The 16,479-nt window shown below is 70.6% G+C and carries 17 protein-coding genes; 5 read left to right on the top strand and 12 right to left on the bottom strand.

Going from position 1 to position 16,479, the window contains the following annotated elements:
• Positions 1-192 precede the first annotated feature (192 nt).
• Entirely contained in the window at positions 193-756 is a 564-nt protein-coding gene (locus HNO83_RS16660) for a TetR/AcrR family transcriptional regulator (protein ID WP_175338649.1), read from the bottom strand.
• Positions 757-850: 94 nt separating this feature from the next.
• On the opposite strand from HNO83_RS16660, the gene HNO83_RS16655 reads away from it, so the two are divergent.
• On the top strand, positions 851-1,756 hold the full coding sequence (locus HNO83_RS16655; protein WP_175338648.1) for an SDR family oxidoreductase: 906 nt from the start codon (positions 851-853) through the stop codon (positions 1,754-1,756).
• 92 nt (positions 1,757-1,848) lie between these two features.
• On the opposite strand, the gene gadC is transcribed toward HNO83_RS16655, so the two are convergent.
• The 5 genes from gadC to HNO83_RS16630 form a co-directional block, all read right to left on the bottom strand.
• Entirely contained in the window at positions 1,849-3,426 is a 1,578-nt protein-coding gene (gadC, locus tag HNO83_RS16650) for a glutamate/gamma-aminobutyrate antiporter GadC (RefSeq protein WP_175338647.1), read from the bottom strand.
• A 64-nt stretch (positions 3,427-3,490) separates the two neighbouring features.
• On the bottom strand, positions 3,491-4,921 hold the full coding sequence (gad, locus tag HNO83_RS16645) for a glutamate decarboxylase (RefSeq protein WP_175338646.1): 1,431 nt from the start codon (positions 4,919-4,921) through the stop codon (positions 3,491-3,493).
• Between the two features lie 169 nt (positions 4,922-5,090).
• The gene (locus tag HNO83_RS16640; RefSeq protein WP_175338645.1) at positions 5,091-5,465 is read right to left on the bottom strand and encodes an META domain-containing protein; all 375 of its coding nucleotides are present in this window, start codon (positions 5,463-5,465) and stop codon (positions 5,091-5,093) included.
• Between the two features lie 59 nt (positions 5,466-5,524).
• Positions 5,525-6,211 (bottom strand): esterase/lipase family protein, encoded by a 687-nt coding sequence (locus HNO83_RS16635; RefSeq protein WP_175338644.1) that lies wholly within the window; start codon positions 6,209-6,211, stop codon positions 5,525-5,527.
• Positions 6,208-6,963, bottom strand: coding sequence for an alpha/beta fold hydrolase (locus HNO83_RS16630; protein WP_175338643.1), 756 nt, complete (start codon positions 6,961-6,963; stop codon positions 6,208-6,210). Before HNO83_RS16630 ends, HNO83_RS16635 begins: the two co-directional genes overlap by 4 nt.
• A 198-nt stretch (positions 6,964-7,161) precedes the next feature.
• On the opposite strand from HNO83_RS16630, the gene HNO83_RS16625 reads away from it, so the two are divergent.
• The 4 genes from HNO83_RS16625 (at position 7,162) to HNO83_RS16610 (ending at position 9,773) form a co-directional block, all read left to right on the top strand.
• Positions 7,162-7,563, top strand: coding sequence for a ChaB family protein (locus HNO83_RS16625; protein WP_175338642.1), 402 nt, complete (start codon positions 7,162-7,164; stop codon positions 7,561-7,563).
• A gap of 2 nt (positions 7,564-7,565) precedes the next feature.
• Positions 7,566-7,739 (top strand): hypothetical protein, encoded by a 174-nt coding sequence (locus HNO83_RS16620; protein ID WP_175338641.1) that lies wholly within the window; start codon positions 7,566-7,568, stop codon positions 7,737-7,739.
• Between the two features lie 43 nt (positions 7,740-7,782).
• Positions 7,783-8,721: a helix-turn-helix transcriptional regulator gene (locus HNO83_RS16615; RefSeq protein WP_175338640.1), complete on the top strand. Its 939-nt coding sequence runs from the start codon at positions 7,783-7,785 to the stop codon at positions 8,719-8,721.
• A 98-nt stretch (positions 8,722-8,819) separates the two neighbouring features.
• Entirely contained in the window at positions 8,820-9,773 is a 954-nt protein-coding gene (locus HNO83_RS16610) for a hypothetical protein (RefSeq protein WP_349627264.1), read from the top strand.
• Between the two features lie 127 nt (positions 9,774-9,900).
• Here HNO83_RS16610 and HNO83_RS16605 read toward each other — a convergent pair whose 3' ends face one another.
• The 6 genes from HNO83_RS16605 to HNO83_RS16580 form a co-directional block, all read right to left on the bottom strand.
• Positions 9,901-11,055, bottom strand: a complete 1,155-nt coding sequence (locus tag HNO83_RS16605; protein ID WP_175338639.1) for an MFS transporter — start codon at positions 11,053-11,055, stop codon at positions 9,901-9,903.
• A gap of 2 nt (positions 11,056-11,057) precedes the next feature.
• Entirely contained in the window at positions 11,058-11,894 is an 837-nt protein-coding gene (locus HNO83_RS16600) for a carbohydrate ABC transporter permease (RefSeq protein WP_175338638.1), read from the bottom strand.
• Positions 11,888-12,883, bottom strand: a complete 996-nt coding sequence (locus HNO83_RS16595; RefSeq protein ID WP_175338637.1) for a carbohydrate ABC transporter permease — start codon at positions 12,881-12,883, stop codon at positions 11,888-11,890. Before HNO83_RS16595 ends, HNO83_RS16600 begins: the two co-directional genes overlap by 7 nt.
• Complete coding sequence (locus HNO83_RS16590; protein ID WP_175338636.1) at positions 12,880-14,202, bottom strand: ABC transporter substrate-binding protein; 1,323 nt, start codon at positions 14,200-14,202, stop codon at positions 12,880-12,882. Before HNO83_RS16590 ends, HNO83_RS16595 begins: the two co-directional genes overlap by 4 nt.
• 216 nt (positions 14,203-14,418) lie before the next feature.
• Positions 14,419-15,519, bottom strand: coding sequence for a LacI family DNA-binding transcriptional regulator (locus HNO83_RS16585; protein ID WP_175338635.1), 1,101 nt, complete (start codon positions 15,517-15,519; stop codon positions 14,419-14,421).
• Positions 15,520-15,553: 34 nt separating this feature from the next.
• Positions 15,554-16,474, bottom strand: a complete 921-nt coding sequence (locus tag HNO83_RS16580) for a PfkB family carbohydrate kinase (RefSeq protein ID WP_217499160.1) — start codon at positions 16,472-16,474, stop codon at positions 15,554-15,556.
• Between the last annotated feature and the right edge of the window lie 5 nt (positions 16,475-16,479).

Raw genomic sequence — 16,479 nt, 5'->3', positions numbered from 1 at the left:
GTAAGCACGTGTCCCCCAAGGGCACAATTCGGGTGGTAACGGCCTGTCGCTCTCGGAAAGCGGCTCACCTGTATCGGGCAGGTGAAACGGTCGTTCTGTCCTTTCTAGCGGCAGGTCGATGTATTTGCATACAGGAAGCCGCGCCCCAGTTGTGGGCACAGTGGGACGAACGACCCAGATGCGTACGGCGGGTCAGGCGAGGGCGCGGAAGCGGGCGATCCCGTCCGCCAGCAGGGCGCGTAGATCGAGCGGCTCGTCGGAGCCGGTCCAGCGCTCGAAGGCCAGCCGGAAGGCGGCGCCGGCGGCCTCAGCGGCGATCGCGGCCTCGCCGGGCTCCACGCCGCGGGCGACCAGCGCCTGCGCGGAGGCGGTCGCGAGCGTGGCCATCTTGAGCAGCTCGCGCTCCTGGAGGCTGGGGTTCGCCGCGATCACGGCGGCGCGGCGGCGCGGGAACGTCGGGTCGGGCTGGTTCTGCAGCGCCGTGGCCGCCGCATCCAGGCCCGCAGCGGCGGCGTCGAGCGGCGAGGTGCTCTCCGGTGCGGCGGCGATCGCCGCCAGCACGACCTGCTGGAACTGCTCGGAGCCCGAGAACAGCACCTCGCGCTTGTCGGCGAAGTGACGGAAAAACGTGCGCTCGGTCACACCGGCGCGCTCGGCGATGTCGGCGACGGTCGTCTGCTCGTAGCCGGGGTCGAGATACAGCTCGAGCGCGGCCTGCGCCATGCGCCCGCGCGCGTCCGGCTCCCAACGTCCCATACGAGAATCATAGTGATGACAGCAACTGACATGAGTGCTAGGCTGACGACAGTTTCTGACATCATCCGGATGTCGACACGGAAAGGAGAACGCCATGCGCGTCTTCATGACGGGGGCTTCGGGATGGATCGGCTCGGCCGTCGTACCCGAACTGCTCGCGGCCGGGCACGAGGTGAGCGGAATCGCCCGCTCGGAGGACTCCGCCGCACGCTTGCGCGCCGCAGGAGTCGCCGCCATCCCCGGCAGCCTCGACGACCTCGGCACGCTGAGGACCGCCGCGGAGTCCGCGGACGCCGTCATCCACCTCGGCTTCAAGCACGACTTCAGCGACTACGCCGCCTCCGGACGCACCGAGCGTGCCGTCATGGAGACCTTCGGCGACGCGCTCGCCGGCACGGGCAAGGCGCTGCTGTTCGCCTCCGGCATCGCGATGGTCGCGCCGGATCGCCCGGCGACGGAGGAGGACGCCTCGCCCTTCACCGGCCCCGACGCTCCCCGCGGCGGCGCCGAGGCGCTGGCGCTCGGGTTCGCCGAGCGCGGCATCCAGCCGGTCGCCCTGCGGTTCGCCCCGACGGTGCACGGGGACGGCGACCACGGCTTCACGGCCGTGCTGGTCGAGGCGGCACGGCGCACCGGCGTCGCCGGGTACGTGGGCGACGGCGCCAACCGGTGGGCGGCCGTCCACCGCTCCGACGCCGGGCGCCTGGTGGCGCAGGCCCTCGAGAACCCGGGCGTCGCGAACGTCGTTCACGCCGTGGGCGAGGAAGGTATCGCGGCCCGCGACATCGCCGGAGCCATCGGCCGGGGCGCGGGCGTGCCCGTCGCATCCATCGCACCGGAGGACGTCGAGGCGCACTTCGGCTGGATCGGCCGGTTCTTCTCGCTCGACATCCCCGCCTCCAGCACCCTCACCCAGGCGCGGTACGACTGGCGGCCCACCGGCCCGACCCTCCTCGAGGACCTGGCCGCCGGACACTACTTCGCCCGCGCCGCCGCCTGACCGGGGACTCCGCGCTCCCAAGCCGTCAGCTCCTGAGTTCTTCGAGCGACACGCCGCGCGAAAGGACGAACAACTCAGGAGCTGACGGTTGTCTACTCGGGCTTGTCCGGGGGGTTCACGAGGACGTCGTCGAAGGTCGCCTTCTCCTCAGGCGTCCGCTGGTCCCAGCCGGGGCGTCTCGCCGCGTAGAAGATGAGCGGCGGGACGCCCAGCAGGATCACGACCACCCCCACCAGGGCCGGGTACGCCCATCCCGGAGCCCCCTGCGCGAAGCCCGCCGGCGGCACGAAGCCGAGCAGGAAGGCCGCGAGGCAGGCGACGAAGCCGATCGTCGCGATCAGGCCCATCGCCGGCGTGCGGTAGGTGCGCTTCACCTGCGGGTGCGTGCGGCGCAGGCGGATCGCCGCCGCGAACATCATCATGTACATGATCAGGTACAGCGCCGCGGCCATGTCGACCAGCAGGATGAACGCCGTGTTGATGTTGGGCACGAAGATGAACAGCGACGCGAGCAGCGTCACCACGATCCCCTGCACGCTCAGGATGCCGACCTGCACGCCCGCCTTGTTCCTGCGCTGCAGGAACGCCGGCAGGTAGCCCGAGCGCGCCGCCGCGAGCAGACCCCGGGACGGCCCCGCGATCCACGTCACGACGGAGGCGAAGGCGCCGAGCGCGATCAGCAGCGAGATCACCGGGGTCGCCCAGTCCATCCCCCACGCGTCGAAGAACGTCTTGAACGCCAGGTTGATGCCGGTGGTCAGGCCGAGCTCCGACGACGGCACCGCCACCGCGATCGCGATGGTCGGGAAGATGAAGATGCCGAGGATGAGGATCGACGAGATGAGCACCGTCTTCGGGTAGCCCTTGCCGGGGTTCTTCAGGTCGTTCGCGTGGACCGCGTTCACCTCCATGCCCGCGTAGGCGAGCACGTTCGACACGATGAGCACGATCGACGCGATCCCGGTGAACGGCGGGATGACCGCCGACGCCGTCAGCGGCGTCTCGCTGGTATGCCCTGTGCCGAGCCAGATGGCCCCGAACAGGATCAGCAGCACGCCGGGGAAGATCGTGCCGGCGAGCCCCGACCACGACCCGACCTTGGCGAACAGGTTGCCGCCGCGCAGCGTGATGAACGTCGAGAACCAGTAGATGACCAGGATCACGATCGCGGTGTAGAAGCCGGAGTTCGCCAGGTTCGGGTCGAGGAACACGAACGCCAGCGACGCGGCGATGAACGCGATCTGCGTCGGGTACCAGACCACGTTCTGCACCCACTGCAGCCAGATCGCCTGGAACCCCCAGCGCTCGCCGAACGCCATCCTGACCCAGGTGAACACGCCGCCCTTCCAGCCCGTCGCGAGCTCGGCGGCAACCAGGGCCACCGGGATCAAGAAGAAGATCGCGGGGATGATGAACAGTGTGATCGAGCCGAGCCCGTAGCCGGCCATGGCCGGGAGGCTGCGGAGCGATGCCACAGCGACGACGGTCAGCATCGCCAGCTGGGTGAGCGACATGAATTTCGTCGCGGTCGTCCCCGGCGCGCCGATGGCCGGCTTGTGCGGCACCGATGCGAACGGGTGCGGCTTGACGTGGTCGGGAGACGGGGCCGGCGTTCCGTCGGCTCTGGTGTGCTGGGCCGCGGTCTTGCCGGGCTCGCGTGTTGCGGTCATGGTGTCCTCCGCTGGGTACTCGGTCGGTCGTACTCGGGCTCGGGCGCCGGGTCGGTGTGCGCGATCAGTGGGTGAACGAATGCACCTGGCCCTCGGTCGGCATGGGGCTCTCAAGGGCGTCCAGATATTCGACGGCCTCCTGGATGTCGAGGACGAGCGACTCGGCCAGGTTGTGGCTGAGCCCGTTGCGCACGACGATGCGCTGCACGGTGAGGTCGGTCAGGTTGTCGGGCATGGGGTAGGCCGGGATGAGCCACCCCTTCAGCCGCAGCCGCTCCGACAGGTGGTACAGGTTCCACTTGTCGGTGTGGCCCTTCTTCAGCTGCCACGCGAACACCGGGATGTCGGAGCCGTCGTTCCACAGCTCGAAGGCCGGCATCTTGGCGATCTCCCCCGAGAGGTAGAGGGCCACATCCTGCGACGCCTTCTGCACCCGGTAGTAGCCGTCGAAGCCGAGCCGCAGGAACAGGTAGTACTGCAGCAGCACCTGGGCGCCCGGCCGCGAGAAATTGAGGGCGAAGGTGGGCATGTGGCCGCCGAGGTAGGTGACGTCGAACACGAGGTCGGCCGGCAGGTCGGAGGCGGTGCGCCAGACCACCCAGCCGAGGCCCGGGTAGACCAGGCCGTACTTGTGGGCGGAGGTGCTGATCGAGACGACGCGCGGCACGCGGAAGTCCCAGACCAGGTCGGGCTGCAGGAACGGCGCGATCATGCCGCCGGAGGCGCCGTCGACGTGGATCTTGACGTCGAGTCCGGTCTGCTCCTGGATGCGGTCGAGCGCCTTCGAGATCTCGGCGACCGGCTCGTACATCCCGGTGTAGGTGACGCCCATGATGGCGACGACCCCGATCGTGTTCTCGTCGACGTACTTATCCAGCTCGTAGCCGTCGAGCACCTTGTGCTCGTCCGTGATCGGCACGTAGCGCGGCTCGACGTCCCAGTAGTTGCAGAACTTCTCCCAGCACACCTGCACGGCGCTGGAGAGCACGAGGTTCGGCTTGTCGGTCGGCTTGCCCGCTGCCTTGCGGGCGAGCTGCCAGCGGCGTTTGAGGGCGAGGCCGCCGAGCATGCACGCCTCCGACGACCCGACGGTCGAGGTGCCGATGGCCTTCTCGGGGTCGGGTGCGTTCCAGAGACCGGCGACGATCTTCCAGCAGCGCGTCTCGATCGCGGCGGTCTGCGGGTACTCGTCCTTGTCGATCATGTTCTTGTCGGCGGACTCGGCGTAGAGCCGGGCAGCGTGGTCGTCCATCCAGGTGCCGACGAAGGTGGCCAGGTTGAGGCGCGCGTTGCCGTCGAGCATCGACTCGTCGTGCACGATCTGGTAGGCGGTCTCGGGCAGCGACTCGTTGTCGGGGATGCGGTCCACCGGCAGGTCGGTGCTCTCCCCCGGGCGGGCGAAGATGGGGTTCAGCTGGGTCCGGTCGTTGATGCCGGTGTAGGCGGTGGTCGGCCCGTGGGCGGCGGCGGCCGCGCGCTCCTCTGCAATGGTCATACGGTTCGCTCCTCGTACGGCGCGAGCGCGCTCGCGCAGTGGATGTTCGCTTCTCGCCCGACGGCGGGCCATCCCTGGCGGGCCGGGGCAGGCTCACGGTAGGCCGGTGGCGGCGGGCGTGGCTAGACACTTCCTGGCGGCGCCGGCACCCCGGCAGCCGCGGACGAGGTCAGGAGCCCGAGCGCGGGAGCGTGCCGATGGTCTTGCCGCTGTCGTCGAGCACGGTCATCGTGTCGCCCGACACGTTGCCGGTCGCGGCCTTGCCCAGCCACTCGTCGACGCCCTCGCACGCCATCATCGTGGAGGCGATGGGCCCGAAGGTGATCTCGTCGCCGTCGATCTGGCCCTTCCCGCTGAGGCGATTGCAGCCGTCGCTGCCGGAGAACGTTCCGTCGTTCTCGATGTTCAGGTTCGGCTGGCCCGACGCCGTGGAGCCCCACATCCCGACGACCTTCGCGCCGCTCGGGGTGCCCGCGCAGCCGGCGAGCAGCAGGACGACGGCGAGCGCCGCGACCGCGCGGCCGATTCGGCGATGCTGCTGCATGGATGCCTCCCCCGGTCCTGGGGGAAGGGTAGCGCCGCCGCGCGGGTGCGCGACAGGGGTCAGCCGGCGGGGGCGAGCACCTCGTCCACGATCGCGAGGAGCTCGGGGCGGGCCAGGATGCGGAAGTGGCCGCCCACATCCAGCTCGATGTTCCGCGCGCCGTCCAGACGGCTGCCGCCGGGCACGTGCGGGTCGAACCAGCCCCAGACGGAGACGATCCGCGCGTTGACGGCCCGGCTGACGGCGAGCCGGAGGATGCCCGGTGAGCTCGGGAGGAGGGCGCGCACGCTCGGGACGGGGATGAGTGCGGCGAGGGCGGACCCCGCGTACGGCGTTGCGACGGTGACGGCGCTGCTGATGCGCGCGCCGGAGTCCGGCATCCCCATCACGTACTTGGCGACCAGGCCGCCCTTGCTGTGGGCGACGACGACGACGTCGGTGAGGTCGTGCTGCTCGAGGTGCGCACGGACGAGGTCGGCGGCCTGCGCGACGGACATGCGGTTGTCCTCGAGCGCGGTCACGACGTGCACCGGATGGCCGGCCGCGTGGATGTGCTCGGCGAGTGGACGCAGGAACCGCCAGGTCTCGAAGATGCCGGGCAGCAGCACGACCGGCGCGCGGGTTCCGTCGCCGGCGATGAGGGCGTCCGGTGTGGTCCGGTCGAACGCGGCCCGGAGCTGGTGGCGGCCGGCGTACAGGTAGTCGAGCAGGACGACGCCGGCGCGGCGGAGCAGCGTGCGCCTCATGGCCGCACGCGCGCGGTGTCGGCGATCAGTGCGGCCGTGCGCCACGGCGCCCCGTGCATGACGAGGTGCGCGACGCTGGGGATGCGCGTGGCGGCGCCGCCGGTGCGCTCCGCCAGGCGGGCGACCCAGTCGTCGCGGGCGATCGGGTCGCGGCCTCCCCGCAGCACGATGACGGGCACGTCGATGCGCTCCACCTCCTCCTCGATGCGGTACTCCAGCATGGCCGGCAGCGTAGCGAGGTACCAGGCGACGCCGCAGTGCAGGTAGTCGCCGATCACGATGCGGTTGCCGCGCGCGTCCTCGCGGAAGATGTCGAGACCGAGGAGGGTGCCCGCCCGCAGCGGTTTGCGGTCCTCCGGCGCCATCACGGGGCCGAGCAGCGCGAGCGCCCGGACCAGGCCGGGACGGCTGCGCGCAAGCGACACGGCGACCTGGGTGCCCATCGAATGCCCGACGATGACGGCGTCCGCGACGCCGAGCCGGTCGAGCTCGACCGCGACGGACGCTGCGAAGTCGTCGATGCCGAGCGGATGCGGCGGCCGTTCGGGCTTCGCGCGCCCGAAGCCGGGCAGGTCGACCGCGACGACCCGCCCCTCCTCGGCGAGCGCCGGGACGAGCCGCTCGAAGTACCGCGAGCTGACCCCGATCCCGTGCACCAGCACGAACGTCGGGCGGTCGGGAGCGGAGTCGGTGCCAGTGTCGACCGTGACGACTGCTCGCGGCGGGGGCACGGTCTCACGGCGGTCGGTCACCCCTCCACGCTACCCGCGGCCCGCGCGACGACCGGCCAACCGCGGTGAGGACCCGTCACTTGTCCGTCTGGGCAGCCTGACGTCGGAGATCCGGCCGTCTCGCCGTCGAATCTCCGACGGTTGAAAACTCGCGCGACCGGGGTAGCTGTGGACGGGTAGCACTAGCCCCACCCGATGCGGAAGGAGTACGACAGGATCATGCCGACATCCGAGGAGCTGCCCTCCACCCTCGAGCGCTCGGAGAAGCACGCCCAGGCCCTCTGGTCGAAGGCGCACGACTCCGCCGTGAAGGAGTACGGGGAGGGTGAGCGCGCGCACCGGACGGCGTTCGCCGCGCTCAAGAACGAGTACGAGAAGGTCGGCGACCACTGGGAGCGGAAGGCCGAGAACGGGCCGTCCGACCGCAAGGCGGCGGGCGGCCGCGACACGGTCGCCCCCACCGAGGAGGGCGTCGACGCCAACGCCTCCAAGGCGCACCTGCTCGACATCGCCAAGCGGCTCGACATCCCGGGCCGTACCAGGATGACGAAGGACGAGTTGGTCGACGAGATCAAGAAGGCCAACCGGCGGGAGACCGCCGCATCGCGGAAGAAGGGCTGACCATGGGCGACGTTCTCGCATTCATCGGATGCTTCATCCTGTTCCTGCTCGGGCTGTTCCTGTTCGGTCTGGCCCCGACCCTCCCCGCCTGGGAGGGCGTCGTGTTCTTCGGCGGGATCGTCTGCATCGCGCTCTCGTTCGGCATCCCGGTGGGGGTGCTCGGCCACACCGAGTGAGCGGCTCTCCCGCTCCCGCGCGGACGGGCGTACCGTGTGCCGCATGTCCGAGCTGACCCGGCTGCGGAGCTCGACCTCCGACCCGGCCGAGGCGGACGCGCTCCTCGCCGCGTCCGGCGGACGCTTCGCGTTCGCATCCGAGCCCGACGCGGGGTTCTCGTTCGAGGTCGACCAGATCGTCGACCCGTCGTTCTCGGTCGCCCGCTACACGATCGGCGGCGAGTGGGAGACCTCCGGAGAGTTCGAGGACTTCTGCATCGTCAGCGTCACCGACGGCGCCTACCGCTGGGAGATCGACGGGACTCGCGCCAGCGCCACGCGCGCGCCCTTCCTCATCCGGCCCGGCCACGACTTCATGTGCGAGGCGGAGGGGAGCGACATCGTCAACGTCTACCTCTCGCCCGCGACGCTCCGGGATGTGGCACGCACGACCTTCGGCGACGAGCACCTCGAGGTCGTCTTCGACTCGGCCAGCACGCTCGGCCCGTCGCACTCGGAGTACATGCTCACGGCCGCGACGGTCGCGGCCGAATACATGGACGCGGGCACCTTCCGCCACCCGCTCGTGCGGGCGAGCCTGTTCCACACTCTGGCGCTCGCGGCCCTGAAGTGCTTCCCGCTGAGCACCGACCCACGGGAGAAGAACGTCACCCCCGCCGGTCAGCTGTCGCGATTCCGGCGCGGCGTGCGGTTCATCGAGGACCACGCCTCGTTGCCGATCACAGTGCTCGACGTCGCAGAGGCCGCCGGGGCGACGATGGCGCAGCTGGATGCCGCATTCCGCACCCACGCATCCACCAGCGCTCGCGGCTACCTGCAGCGGGTGCGGCTGTCGGCGGCCCACGACGAGATCGCCGCCTCCGACCCCGCCACCGACCTGGTGGAGCTGGCTGCGCGCTGGGGGTTCCCGGACGTCGAGCGGTTCTCCCGCCGCTACCGCAGCGAGTACGGCGAGGCCCCCGGTTCGGCGCTCCTGCGCTGACCAGCCCTGCCCTCTCCGCTCGCCGGTCGTCTGCTCGCGGGCTGCGGCAGCTGCCCGACACCGCGATAGGGTCGACCGGGAAGCACAGAGGGGGAACTGTGGACGAACGCATCGAGGGGACGACGACGGAAGGTGCTGCGCCGCCCCGAGTGGGGCGCGCTTCGACGATCGGGGGAGGGCTCGCGCTCGGCGCCGCCTCCGCGCTGGTCGGGCTCGTGCCCTGGCTGATGACGGGGGCCCGGCTCCCGCTGCAGAACCTCTGGCGCCGCGACGTCCTTCCCGACTCCATGCCGGTCGCCCTGCTGCCGATCAGCCAGTACTACTCGACCCGCATCCTGGTGATGCTGCTCATCGGCGGCGTCCTCGCCGGGTCGGTGGCCCGGTTGCTGCGGCGCCGGTTCCCGACGACGGACTGGGCGACGGCGGTCGGCATCCTGACGGTGCAGGCAGTCGCGACCATCCAGGCCTTCGTGGTCGTCGCCGACGGGCTGGGCATCGTGGCGCGCGACGCCGACTCGCGGGCGCTGCTGTACTTCGCGGGGATGCTCGGAGGGACCATCGTGTCCGTGGCTCTGGCTCAGGCGCTGTTCTGGCTGATCTCGCGTCGCTCGGTCGCGCCGGCGGCTCTCGGCCTGGCCCTCGCCGCCGTCCCGTTCGCGTCGTGGCTGCTGGTGACCGTCGTCTTCGTCAGCGGCCCGACCGGGCCGCCGCTCGTCGTCGGCGAACTGTACCGCTGGCTGCCCGCCGTGATCGTGGGCGCCGCCCTGGGCTGGTGCGGCGTCGTCCCGGTGCGGCGGCTCGGCGTCTGGGTGGCCGGATTGCTTGCGCTGTTCGTCGCCCCCGCGGTGTTCACGGCCTCCTCGTATGCGCTGGGCATGCGCGTGCTCGACGGCGACCTCCGGGAGATGGCGGATGCCGCCGTCCAGATCTTCCCGCGAGCTCTCGTCCCCGGCGTCGCGCCGACCGTCCTCGCGTTTCTCATCGCCGCAGCTGTCACGGCCATCCGCTGGGCGATCGCGCGCGGCCAGCCGAAGGTGCCCGCCGAGGCGTGACGCTGCGCCGCGCGTCGCTGCCCCTCGTCCGCCGCATCACCCCGGCTGGTTGACGCGACACGCCGTCCCCGGCGGCGCGGCCACGGCGTGTTGCGTCAACCAGGTGCCGCCATGGATGGCGTTGCGGTCAGGGTGCGGGAGGCGGGCGCAGTCCGGGGGCGAGCGGGAGGGCCGCAGCGAGGATGGAGGCGGCCGCGGCCGCGACGAACGGGCCGGCGGTGCCGACCGCGTCGCCGAGCAGGCCGGCCACCGCGGTGCCGGTCGCCGCTCCGATCAGGCCGGCGGTGTTGAGCCAGCCGAACGCCTCCGGCGTCGCCGACTCGGGCAGGGCCTCCGACACCATCGCGTACAGGGCGGCGAGCGACGGGGCGAAGCCGAGGCCCGAGAGGAAGAGCAAGACGTAGAGCAGCGGGATTCCCGGCACGACGCCCGCCGCCGCCGTCGCGACGGCGACGCCGCCGAGGATCGCGGCGAGCCCGCGCGGCCCGATCCGGCGATGCCCGAACGCGACGCCGCCGATGAGCGACCCGAGGCTCGACACCGCGATCGCGACGCCGGCCAGCACGCTGTCTCCGTCGAAGCGCGCGATCAGTGCCAGCTCCAGGGCGCCGAACGAGGCGATCAGCGCGAAGCTCGCGGCCGCCGCCAGCCGCACGGCCCGCGCGAGGAGCACCGTCCCGGGCCGCGACTCGCTGCGCGGCAGCCGCACCCCGGCGATGTGCGGCGTCAGCAGGAACCATAGGGTGCCGCCGAGCGTCACCGCCGCCGCCAGCACCAAGGGTGCACGCGTCGACACCGCACCGCTCAGCAGCGTGGCGGCGACCGGCCCGGTGATCCAGATAAGCTCCTGCGCCGACGTGTCCAGCGCGAACAGCGCGGGCACGGCCCGGCGCGGCACGAGCCGCGGATACAGCGCGCGCACGACGGGCATGAGCGGAGGGACCGACGCACCGATCACCGCCCCGAGCAGCACCACGAGCACGGGATGCGGCGGCCCGAAGGCGAGCAGCAGCATCCCGGCCGCGTTCAGTGCCGCCGCGGCCAGCACGGGGGGACGGATGCCGAACACCCCGACCGACCGGCTCACCAACGGTATCGCGACCGCCTCGCCGACGCTCACGCACGCCACGACGAGACCGGCGAGCGCATACGACCCGGTCGCCTGCCGGACGTGCAGCAGCACGGCCAGCGACAGCATCCCGAGCGGGAAGCGCGCCACCAGCTGCGAGACCGTGACCCGCAGGACGCCGGGGACGCGGACGAGCTCCAGGTACGTCCGCACCCCTACTTGCCCACGCCGCCGGCGAGACCGCGCACGAAGTAGCGCTGGCAGACGAAGAACAGGATCACCATCGGGAGGGCGGCCATCACCATCCCCGCGAATACCACCGGGTACTGCGTCCCGTTCTTCGACATCATGTCGGCGAGCCCGACCGGCAGCGTCTCGACCCCGGTCCCGCTGGTGAAGATCATCGCGAACAGGTACTCGTTCCAGTTCTGCAGCACGTTGAGCACGATCGTCGTCGCGACGATCGGCATGCTCATCGGCAGGATGATGCGCCAGAACGTGGCCGCACGCGACGCACCGTCGATCGAGGCGGCCTCATCCACCTCCCGCGGCAGGTCGAGCATGTACGCGCGCATCAGGAAAACGGTGAACGGGATGCGGAACGCCGTGTACAGGATCAGCAGCCCGAAGAACGTGTCGTAGAGCCCCCACGCCTGGAACAGCTTCACCAGCGGGATGAGCGCGACGGTCGGCGCCAGCATCAGCCCGGCGAGCACGATCACGGTGAAGGTGCGGTTCAGCGGGATGTTCACCCGCGTCAGCCCGTAGGCCGCCCAGGCGCTGATCAGCTCGGTGATGAGTGTCGCGAGCACGGTCAGCGAGACGCTCGTGAAGACGAAGTCGCCGACGCCCTGCGTCCACGCCTTGGCGAAGTTCTGCCAGAGCCACTGCGCCGGGAGGGCGAACGGGTTGCCGAACAGCTCGGCGTTCGTCTTCAGGGCGTTGGTCACCATCCACAGCAGCGGGTACAGGACCACGACGGCCAGGGCGACGAGCAGCGCCCACACCAGGACGACGCGGACGCCGCGGCCGAGACGGGCGAGGGCTACCATTCCACTCTCCTCTTGCGCGAGTAGGCCAGCTGGGCTGCGGCCAGCAGCAGGGTGACGACGAAGATGGCGACGCCGATCGCGGCGGCGGAGCCGAAGTCGTTGGTGACGAATCCGGCGTGGTACAGCCACGTACCGAGCACCTGGCTGGAGTTGTTCGGGCCACCGCTGGTCATGACCATGACCTCATTGAAGACCTGGAACGCGCCCGAGATCGTGACGATCATCATCAGCCCGGTCATCTCGCGCACCAGCGGCAGCGAGACCTGGAAGAACCGGCGGACCGGTCCGACGCCGTCGAGGTCGGCCGCCTCGTACAGCTCCCGCGGGATGCGCTGCAGCGCCACCGAGAACAGCAGGACGCTGTAGCCGAACCCCTGCCACTGGCTCATCGCGATGATGGCGAAGATCGCGGTGCCCTCGTGGCCGAGCCACGCCTGCGAGAACTGGCCGAGGCCGAGGTTGTCGAGGAAGACGTTCAGCAGGCCGGTCTGCGGCTGGTAGATGAAGTAGAACAGGAGGCCGGCCACGGTCAGCGAGATCGCCGACGGGATGAAGTAGATCGCCCGAAACGCCTTGCGCCAGCGGTCGCTGCGCACGCTCTCCACGATCGCCGCCAGAACGAGAGCGCCGAACACCTGGAAGACGATGGACAGCGCCGCGTACCAGGTGTTGTTGCCGAGCGCCCGCCAGAACACCGGGTCCTGCGCGAGGTCGGCGTAGTTGTCCACGCCGACGAAGGTCTGCTCGCCGCTGTAGATGTTCCACTTCAGGAAGCTGAAGACGACGTTCTGCAGCAGCGGCCAGTAGACGAAGACCGCCAGCACGGCCAGCGCCGGGATGAGCCAGATCAGCCCGCGCCAGCCGGCCGGTCCCCTGCCGGCCTTGGCGGCCCCGGCGCCGGGCGCCGGGGCCGTGCGGCCGCGACCCGGTCCCGAGACGGGGACGGGGCGCGGCCCCACGGGGGCCTGAGGCGCCTGGGTGGTCGTCATTTCGCCTTCTCGGACGCCTGTCGCACGGCCTTCAGGGCGGCCTCGGGCGTGAGGCTGCCGGAGACGAGGCCCTCGGAGACCGAGACCCACGCGTCGCCGACGGACGGCACGTTCGCCATGTCCAGCCAGACCACGGTCGACTTCGCGTCGTTCACGAGCTTCGTGCCCTCCGCGACGGCGGGCGTGGCGATCTGGTCGGTGACCACATCCTTCACGGCGCTCGGCTGGCCGTAGGGCGGGGAGGAGAGGGTCGTCGCGTTCTTCTCGTTCATGACGAACTTCATGAAGTCGAGGGCGAGCGCGGCGTTCTTGCTCTTCTTGTTGATCATGTAGCCCTCGGGCGCGGCCTCGAGCGCAGACGGGTCGCCCTTCGCGTCCGCCGGGGCGGGGAGCGGGAAGATGCCGAAGCCGTCCTTGGCGAGCTGGCTGTCCTTGGTGTTGACCGAGTCGAACTCGATCAGCTCCTGGTAGTACATGGCCGCCTTGCCCGCCGCCTGCTGCTGCTGGGCGGTGGTGTAGGTGACGCCGTTCGAGTTCCCGCCGTCGCCGGTGCACTCGGTGACGAGCTGCTGGAACTGCTTCATGCCCTCCAGGTAGCCCGGGTCGGTGTACTTCGCGGTCTTCGGCAGCAGGTCCGCATCCCGGACCTTCTGCGGCACGTCGTAGGCGAAGAGCTGGCCGAGATAGTGCAGGCCGGGCCAGCCGTCCTTGTTGCCGAAGGCGATGGGGACGTAGCCGGCGGCCTTGATCGTCGAGCAGTCGGAGATGAGCTCGTCGAACGAGGCCGGGACGTCGAGGCCGAGGTCTGCGAAGACCTTCTTGTTGTAGCCCATGAACTTGCCGTCGACGTACTGCGGGATCCCGTAGTACTTGCCGTCGTACTTGAAGGCGTTCAGCGATCCCTCGCCGAAGGTGTCGCCCCACTTCGTGCCGGGGGCGATGACCGAGCTGAGGTCGACGGCCAGGCCGTTCGCGGCGAAGTTCTCGCCCCAGTTGCCCGCGTAGCTGAAGTAGATGTCGGGCAGCGACTGGGAGCCGATCAGGACCTTCTCCTTGTCCTTGATCGCGTTGTCGTCGGTCTCCTGCGCGAGGGTGATCTTCACATCCGGGTGGAGCTTCTTGTAGTCCTTCACCAGGTCCTCGAAGTACGAGCCGAGGGGGTCGCCCGCTGCGGCGGTGAGGATGCTGATGCTTCCGGAGTAGTCCGGCTTGGCCGTGATGTCGGCGGCGCCGCTGCCGCCTCCCGAGCACGCGCTGAGCGCGAGCGCCAGGACGCCCGCCGCCGCCACCGTGATGGTTCTGGTCTTCTTCACGCTCATCTCCCGTCATGCGGGTCGTGCGGTCGGGGTGTCCGCTGACCCGTCCTTGGATCGCCTCACGGTCGCGCTGCGCGACCGATTGCGATGACTATACGGGATATTGATACCGGTATCAACTGCGCCCAAACGAAGTCATCGCGTGCCTATCTGCCGAGCCCGTCATCCATTCGTCACGAACCGCGGCCGTTCGTGGCGAATGCGGGAGTGGCGCAGGGGTCAGGCGCGCGCGGGCGGCGGTGCGACGGAGGCGCGCTCGACGAAGTCGGCCTCCAGCACGTGGGTGGCGACGGGCGCGTCGCTGCCCGCGACCCGGGCCAACAGGCACTCCGCGGTCAGCTCGCCCAGCTGGTGCATCGGCTGGGCGACCACCGACATCGGGGGCGTCATCACGCTCGCCCAGGAGCTGTCGTCGAATCCGATGAGGGACACGTCCTCCGGGCAGCGCAGCCCGCGCTGCCGCAGGGCGCGCAGCGAGCCGGTGAGCGCATCCGTCTCGGTGGCGAAGATCGCGGTCGGCGGGTCGGAGAGCGACAGCATCCCGAGCACCGCCCTCGTCGCCTGCGACTCGTTCTTCAGCACGTGGGTCACGAGCGAGGTGTCGAACGGGATGCCGGCGAGCTCCAGCGCGTCCAGGTACCCGAGCAGGCGCTCGCCGTCGGACCAGAGGGCGTGGTCGATGATCCGGCGCAGGTCGTCCGCGTCGGCGGCCGGCTCGGTCGTGACCGGACCCCACACGAACGCGATCCTCCGGTGTCCCTGCTCGATCAGCGAGGTGACGGCCTGGCGGGAGGCTTCGCGGTTGTTGATGACGACGGCGTCCGCATCCACCGTGTCCACCAGGCGGTCGAGGAGGACGAGCGGGATCTCGCGCTTGTGCACGATGTCGAGGTGGGGGAGCTGGGCGCTGCGCCCGGCGGCCGGCGCGAGCGCGATGCCGTCGACCTGCTTGTCGACGAGCACGTCGATGGCCGCGGCCTCCAGCTGCAGGTCCTCGTCGGTGCTCAGCACGAGGACGTCGTAGTCGGCCTTGCGCGCCGCGTCGCTGATCCCGCGGAGCACGCCGGCGAAGAACGGATTCCCGACGTCGGCGAGCACGACGCCGAGCGTCCGGGTCTCCCCCGTCGTCATGCTGCGCGCGATCGTGTTCGGCCGGTAGCCGAGCTCTTTGGCGACGGCCAGGATGCGGTCCCGCGTCTTCGGGCTCACCGAGCCGTAGCCGCCGAGGGTGCGGGCGACGGTGGCGCGTCCGACCCCGGCGGCCGCGGCCACCTCGGAGATCGTCGGCGAGGGAGTGCGGTGGTCCCGCTCCGTGGACATCGCCACCCCTTCCTGGTCCGGGGCGGCCGCCGCCCTAGCCCGCTTCGCCCGCCGCGACCGGCGGGAGCGAGGGCACCCGCGCGGCCTCGTCGAGCACGCGCCCGTGACCGAACGCGCCCTCGACCGTGCACTGCCGCGCGGCGAACTGCGCCGCCCGGCGCATCGACCGATGCAGCGCCGCGCCGCCGGGCCGCGCGTTCCTGCGCCAGCCGGACCGCAGCAATTCAACCACGAACGCGCTCACGTAGGCGTCGCCGCAGCCCATCGTGTCGACCAGAGGACCCGGCACCGGCGCCGCGTCGGAGTAGTAGAACGCGTCGCCGTCGAACAGGACCGCGCCGTCGTCCCCCTGGGTCCCCAGCACGAGCGACGGCCCGTGCGACGCGATCCTGCGCAGTTCGGCCCACGTGTCCGTGCGCGACATCGACCCGAGCGAGACCAGGGCGAGGTCGACCCACGGGCCCACCGCGTCCAGGTACTCAGGCGTGCGGAACTCGGGCTCGGACGAGAAGTCGTACGACCGGAGCGTCCGCGTCGCCGCCAGCTTGGGCAGCTCCGGGATGACGCCCGAGTAAGCACTGGAATGCACCAGCGAGAAGCCGGCGATGTAGCGCTTGTCGTCCTCGCCGATCCGGACCGGATCGCTGATCGTGACGCCGCCCTGGTTCCACCCGAGGAACCGTCGCTCCCCGTCGACCGTCTCGATCTCGGTGACGCCGTTCGGTCCCGGGCGCACCGAGGACCGCGAGGTGTCGACCCCGCAGTCCTCGATGGCCTGCCGCACGAAGCGCCCCTGCTCATCGTCGCCGAAGACCCCCAGGTAGGACGCCTCGGCGCCGAGCTGCCGGGCGAACACCGCGACGTTCACGGCGTTCCCCCCCGGATACTCGACGCCGCGGTCGACGAACCGGTCGACGATGTTGTCCCCGAGACCGAGGACGCGCACCGTGCTCATCGGCG

This window comes from Leifsonia sp. C5G2, assembly GCF_013359685.1.
Taxonomy (GTDB): domain Bacteria; phylum Actinomycetota; class Actinomycetes; order Actinomycetales; family Microbacteriaceae; genus Leifsonia.
The sequence above is the reverse complement of the archived record's forward strand: the minus strand, read 5'-3'. Positions and strand labels throughout refer to the sequence as shown.

What these genes read in the sequence shown, in the direction of transcription:
- HNO83_RS16660 (WP_175338649.1), bottom strand. Translation starts at nt 756, where the DNA reads ATGGGACGTTGGGAGCCGGACGCGCGCGGGCGCATGGCGCAGGCCGCG.
- HNO83_RS16655 (WP_175338648.1), top strand. Translation starts at nt 851, where the DNA reads ATGCGCGTCTTCATGACGGGGGCTTCGGGATGGATCGGCTCGGCCGTC.
- gadC (WP_175338647.1), bottom strand. Translation starts at nt 3,426, where the DNA reads ATGACCGCAACACGCGAGCCCGGCAAGACCGCGGCCCAGCACACCAGA.
- gad (WP_175338646.1), bottom strand. Translation starts at nt 4,921, where the DNA reads ATGACCATTGCAGAGGAGCGCGCGGCCGCCGCCGCCCACGGGCCGACC.
- HNO83_RS16640 (WP_175338645.1), bottom strand. Translation starts at nt 5,465, where the DNA reads ATGCAGCAGCATCGCCGAATCGGCCGCGCGGTCGCGGCGCTCGCCGTC.
- HNO83_RS16635 (WP_175338644.1), bottom strand. Translation starts at nt 6,211, where the DNA reads ATGAGGCGCACGCTGCTCCGCCGCGCCGGCGTCGTCCTGCTCGACTAC.
- HNO83_RS16625 (WP_175338642.1), top strand. Translation starts at nt 7,162, where the DNA reads ATGCCGACATCCGAGGAGCTGCCCTCCACCCTCGAGCGCTCGGAGAAG.
- HNO83_RS16620 (WP_175338641.1), top strand. Translation starts at nt 7,566, where the DNA reads ATGGGCGACGTTCTCGCATTCATCGGATGCTTCATCCTGTTCCTGCTC.
- HNO83_RS16615 (WP_175338640.1), top strand. Translation starts at nt 7,783, where the DNA reads ATGTCCGAGCTGACCCGGCTGCGGAGCTCGACCTCCGACCCGGCCGAG.
- HNO83_RS16600 (WP_175338638.1), bottom strand. Translation starts at nt 11,894, where the DNA reads ATGGTAGCCCTCGCCCGTCTCGGCCGCGGCGTCCGCGTCGTCCTGGTG.
- HNO83_RS16595 (WP_175338637.1), bottom strand. Translation starts at nt 12,883, where the DNA reads ATGACGACCACCCAGGCGCCTCAGGCCCCCGTGGGGCCGCGCCCCGTC.
- HNO83_RS16590 (WP_175338636.1), bottom strand. Translation starts at nt 14,202, where the DNA reads ATGAGCGTGAAGAAGACCAGAACCATCACGGTGGCGGCGGCGGGCGTC.
- HNO83_RS16585 (WP_175338635.1), bottom strand. Translation starts at nt 15,519, where the DNA reads ATGTCCACGGAGCGGGACCACCGCACTCCCTCGCCGACGATCTCCGAG.
- HNO83_RS16580 (WP_217499160.1), bottom strand. Translation starts at nt 16,474, where the DNA reads ATGAGCACGGTGCGCGTCCTCGGTCTCGGGGACAACATCGTCGACCGG.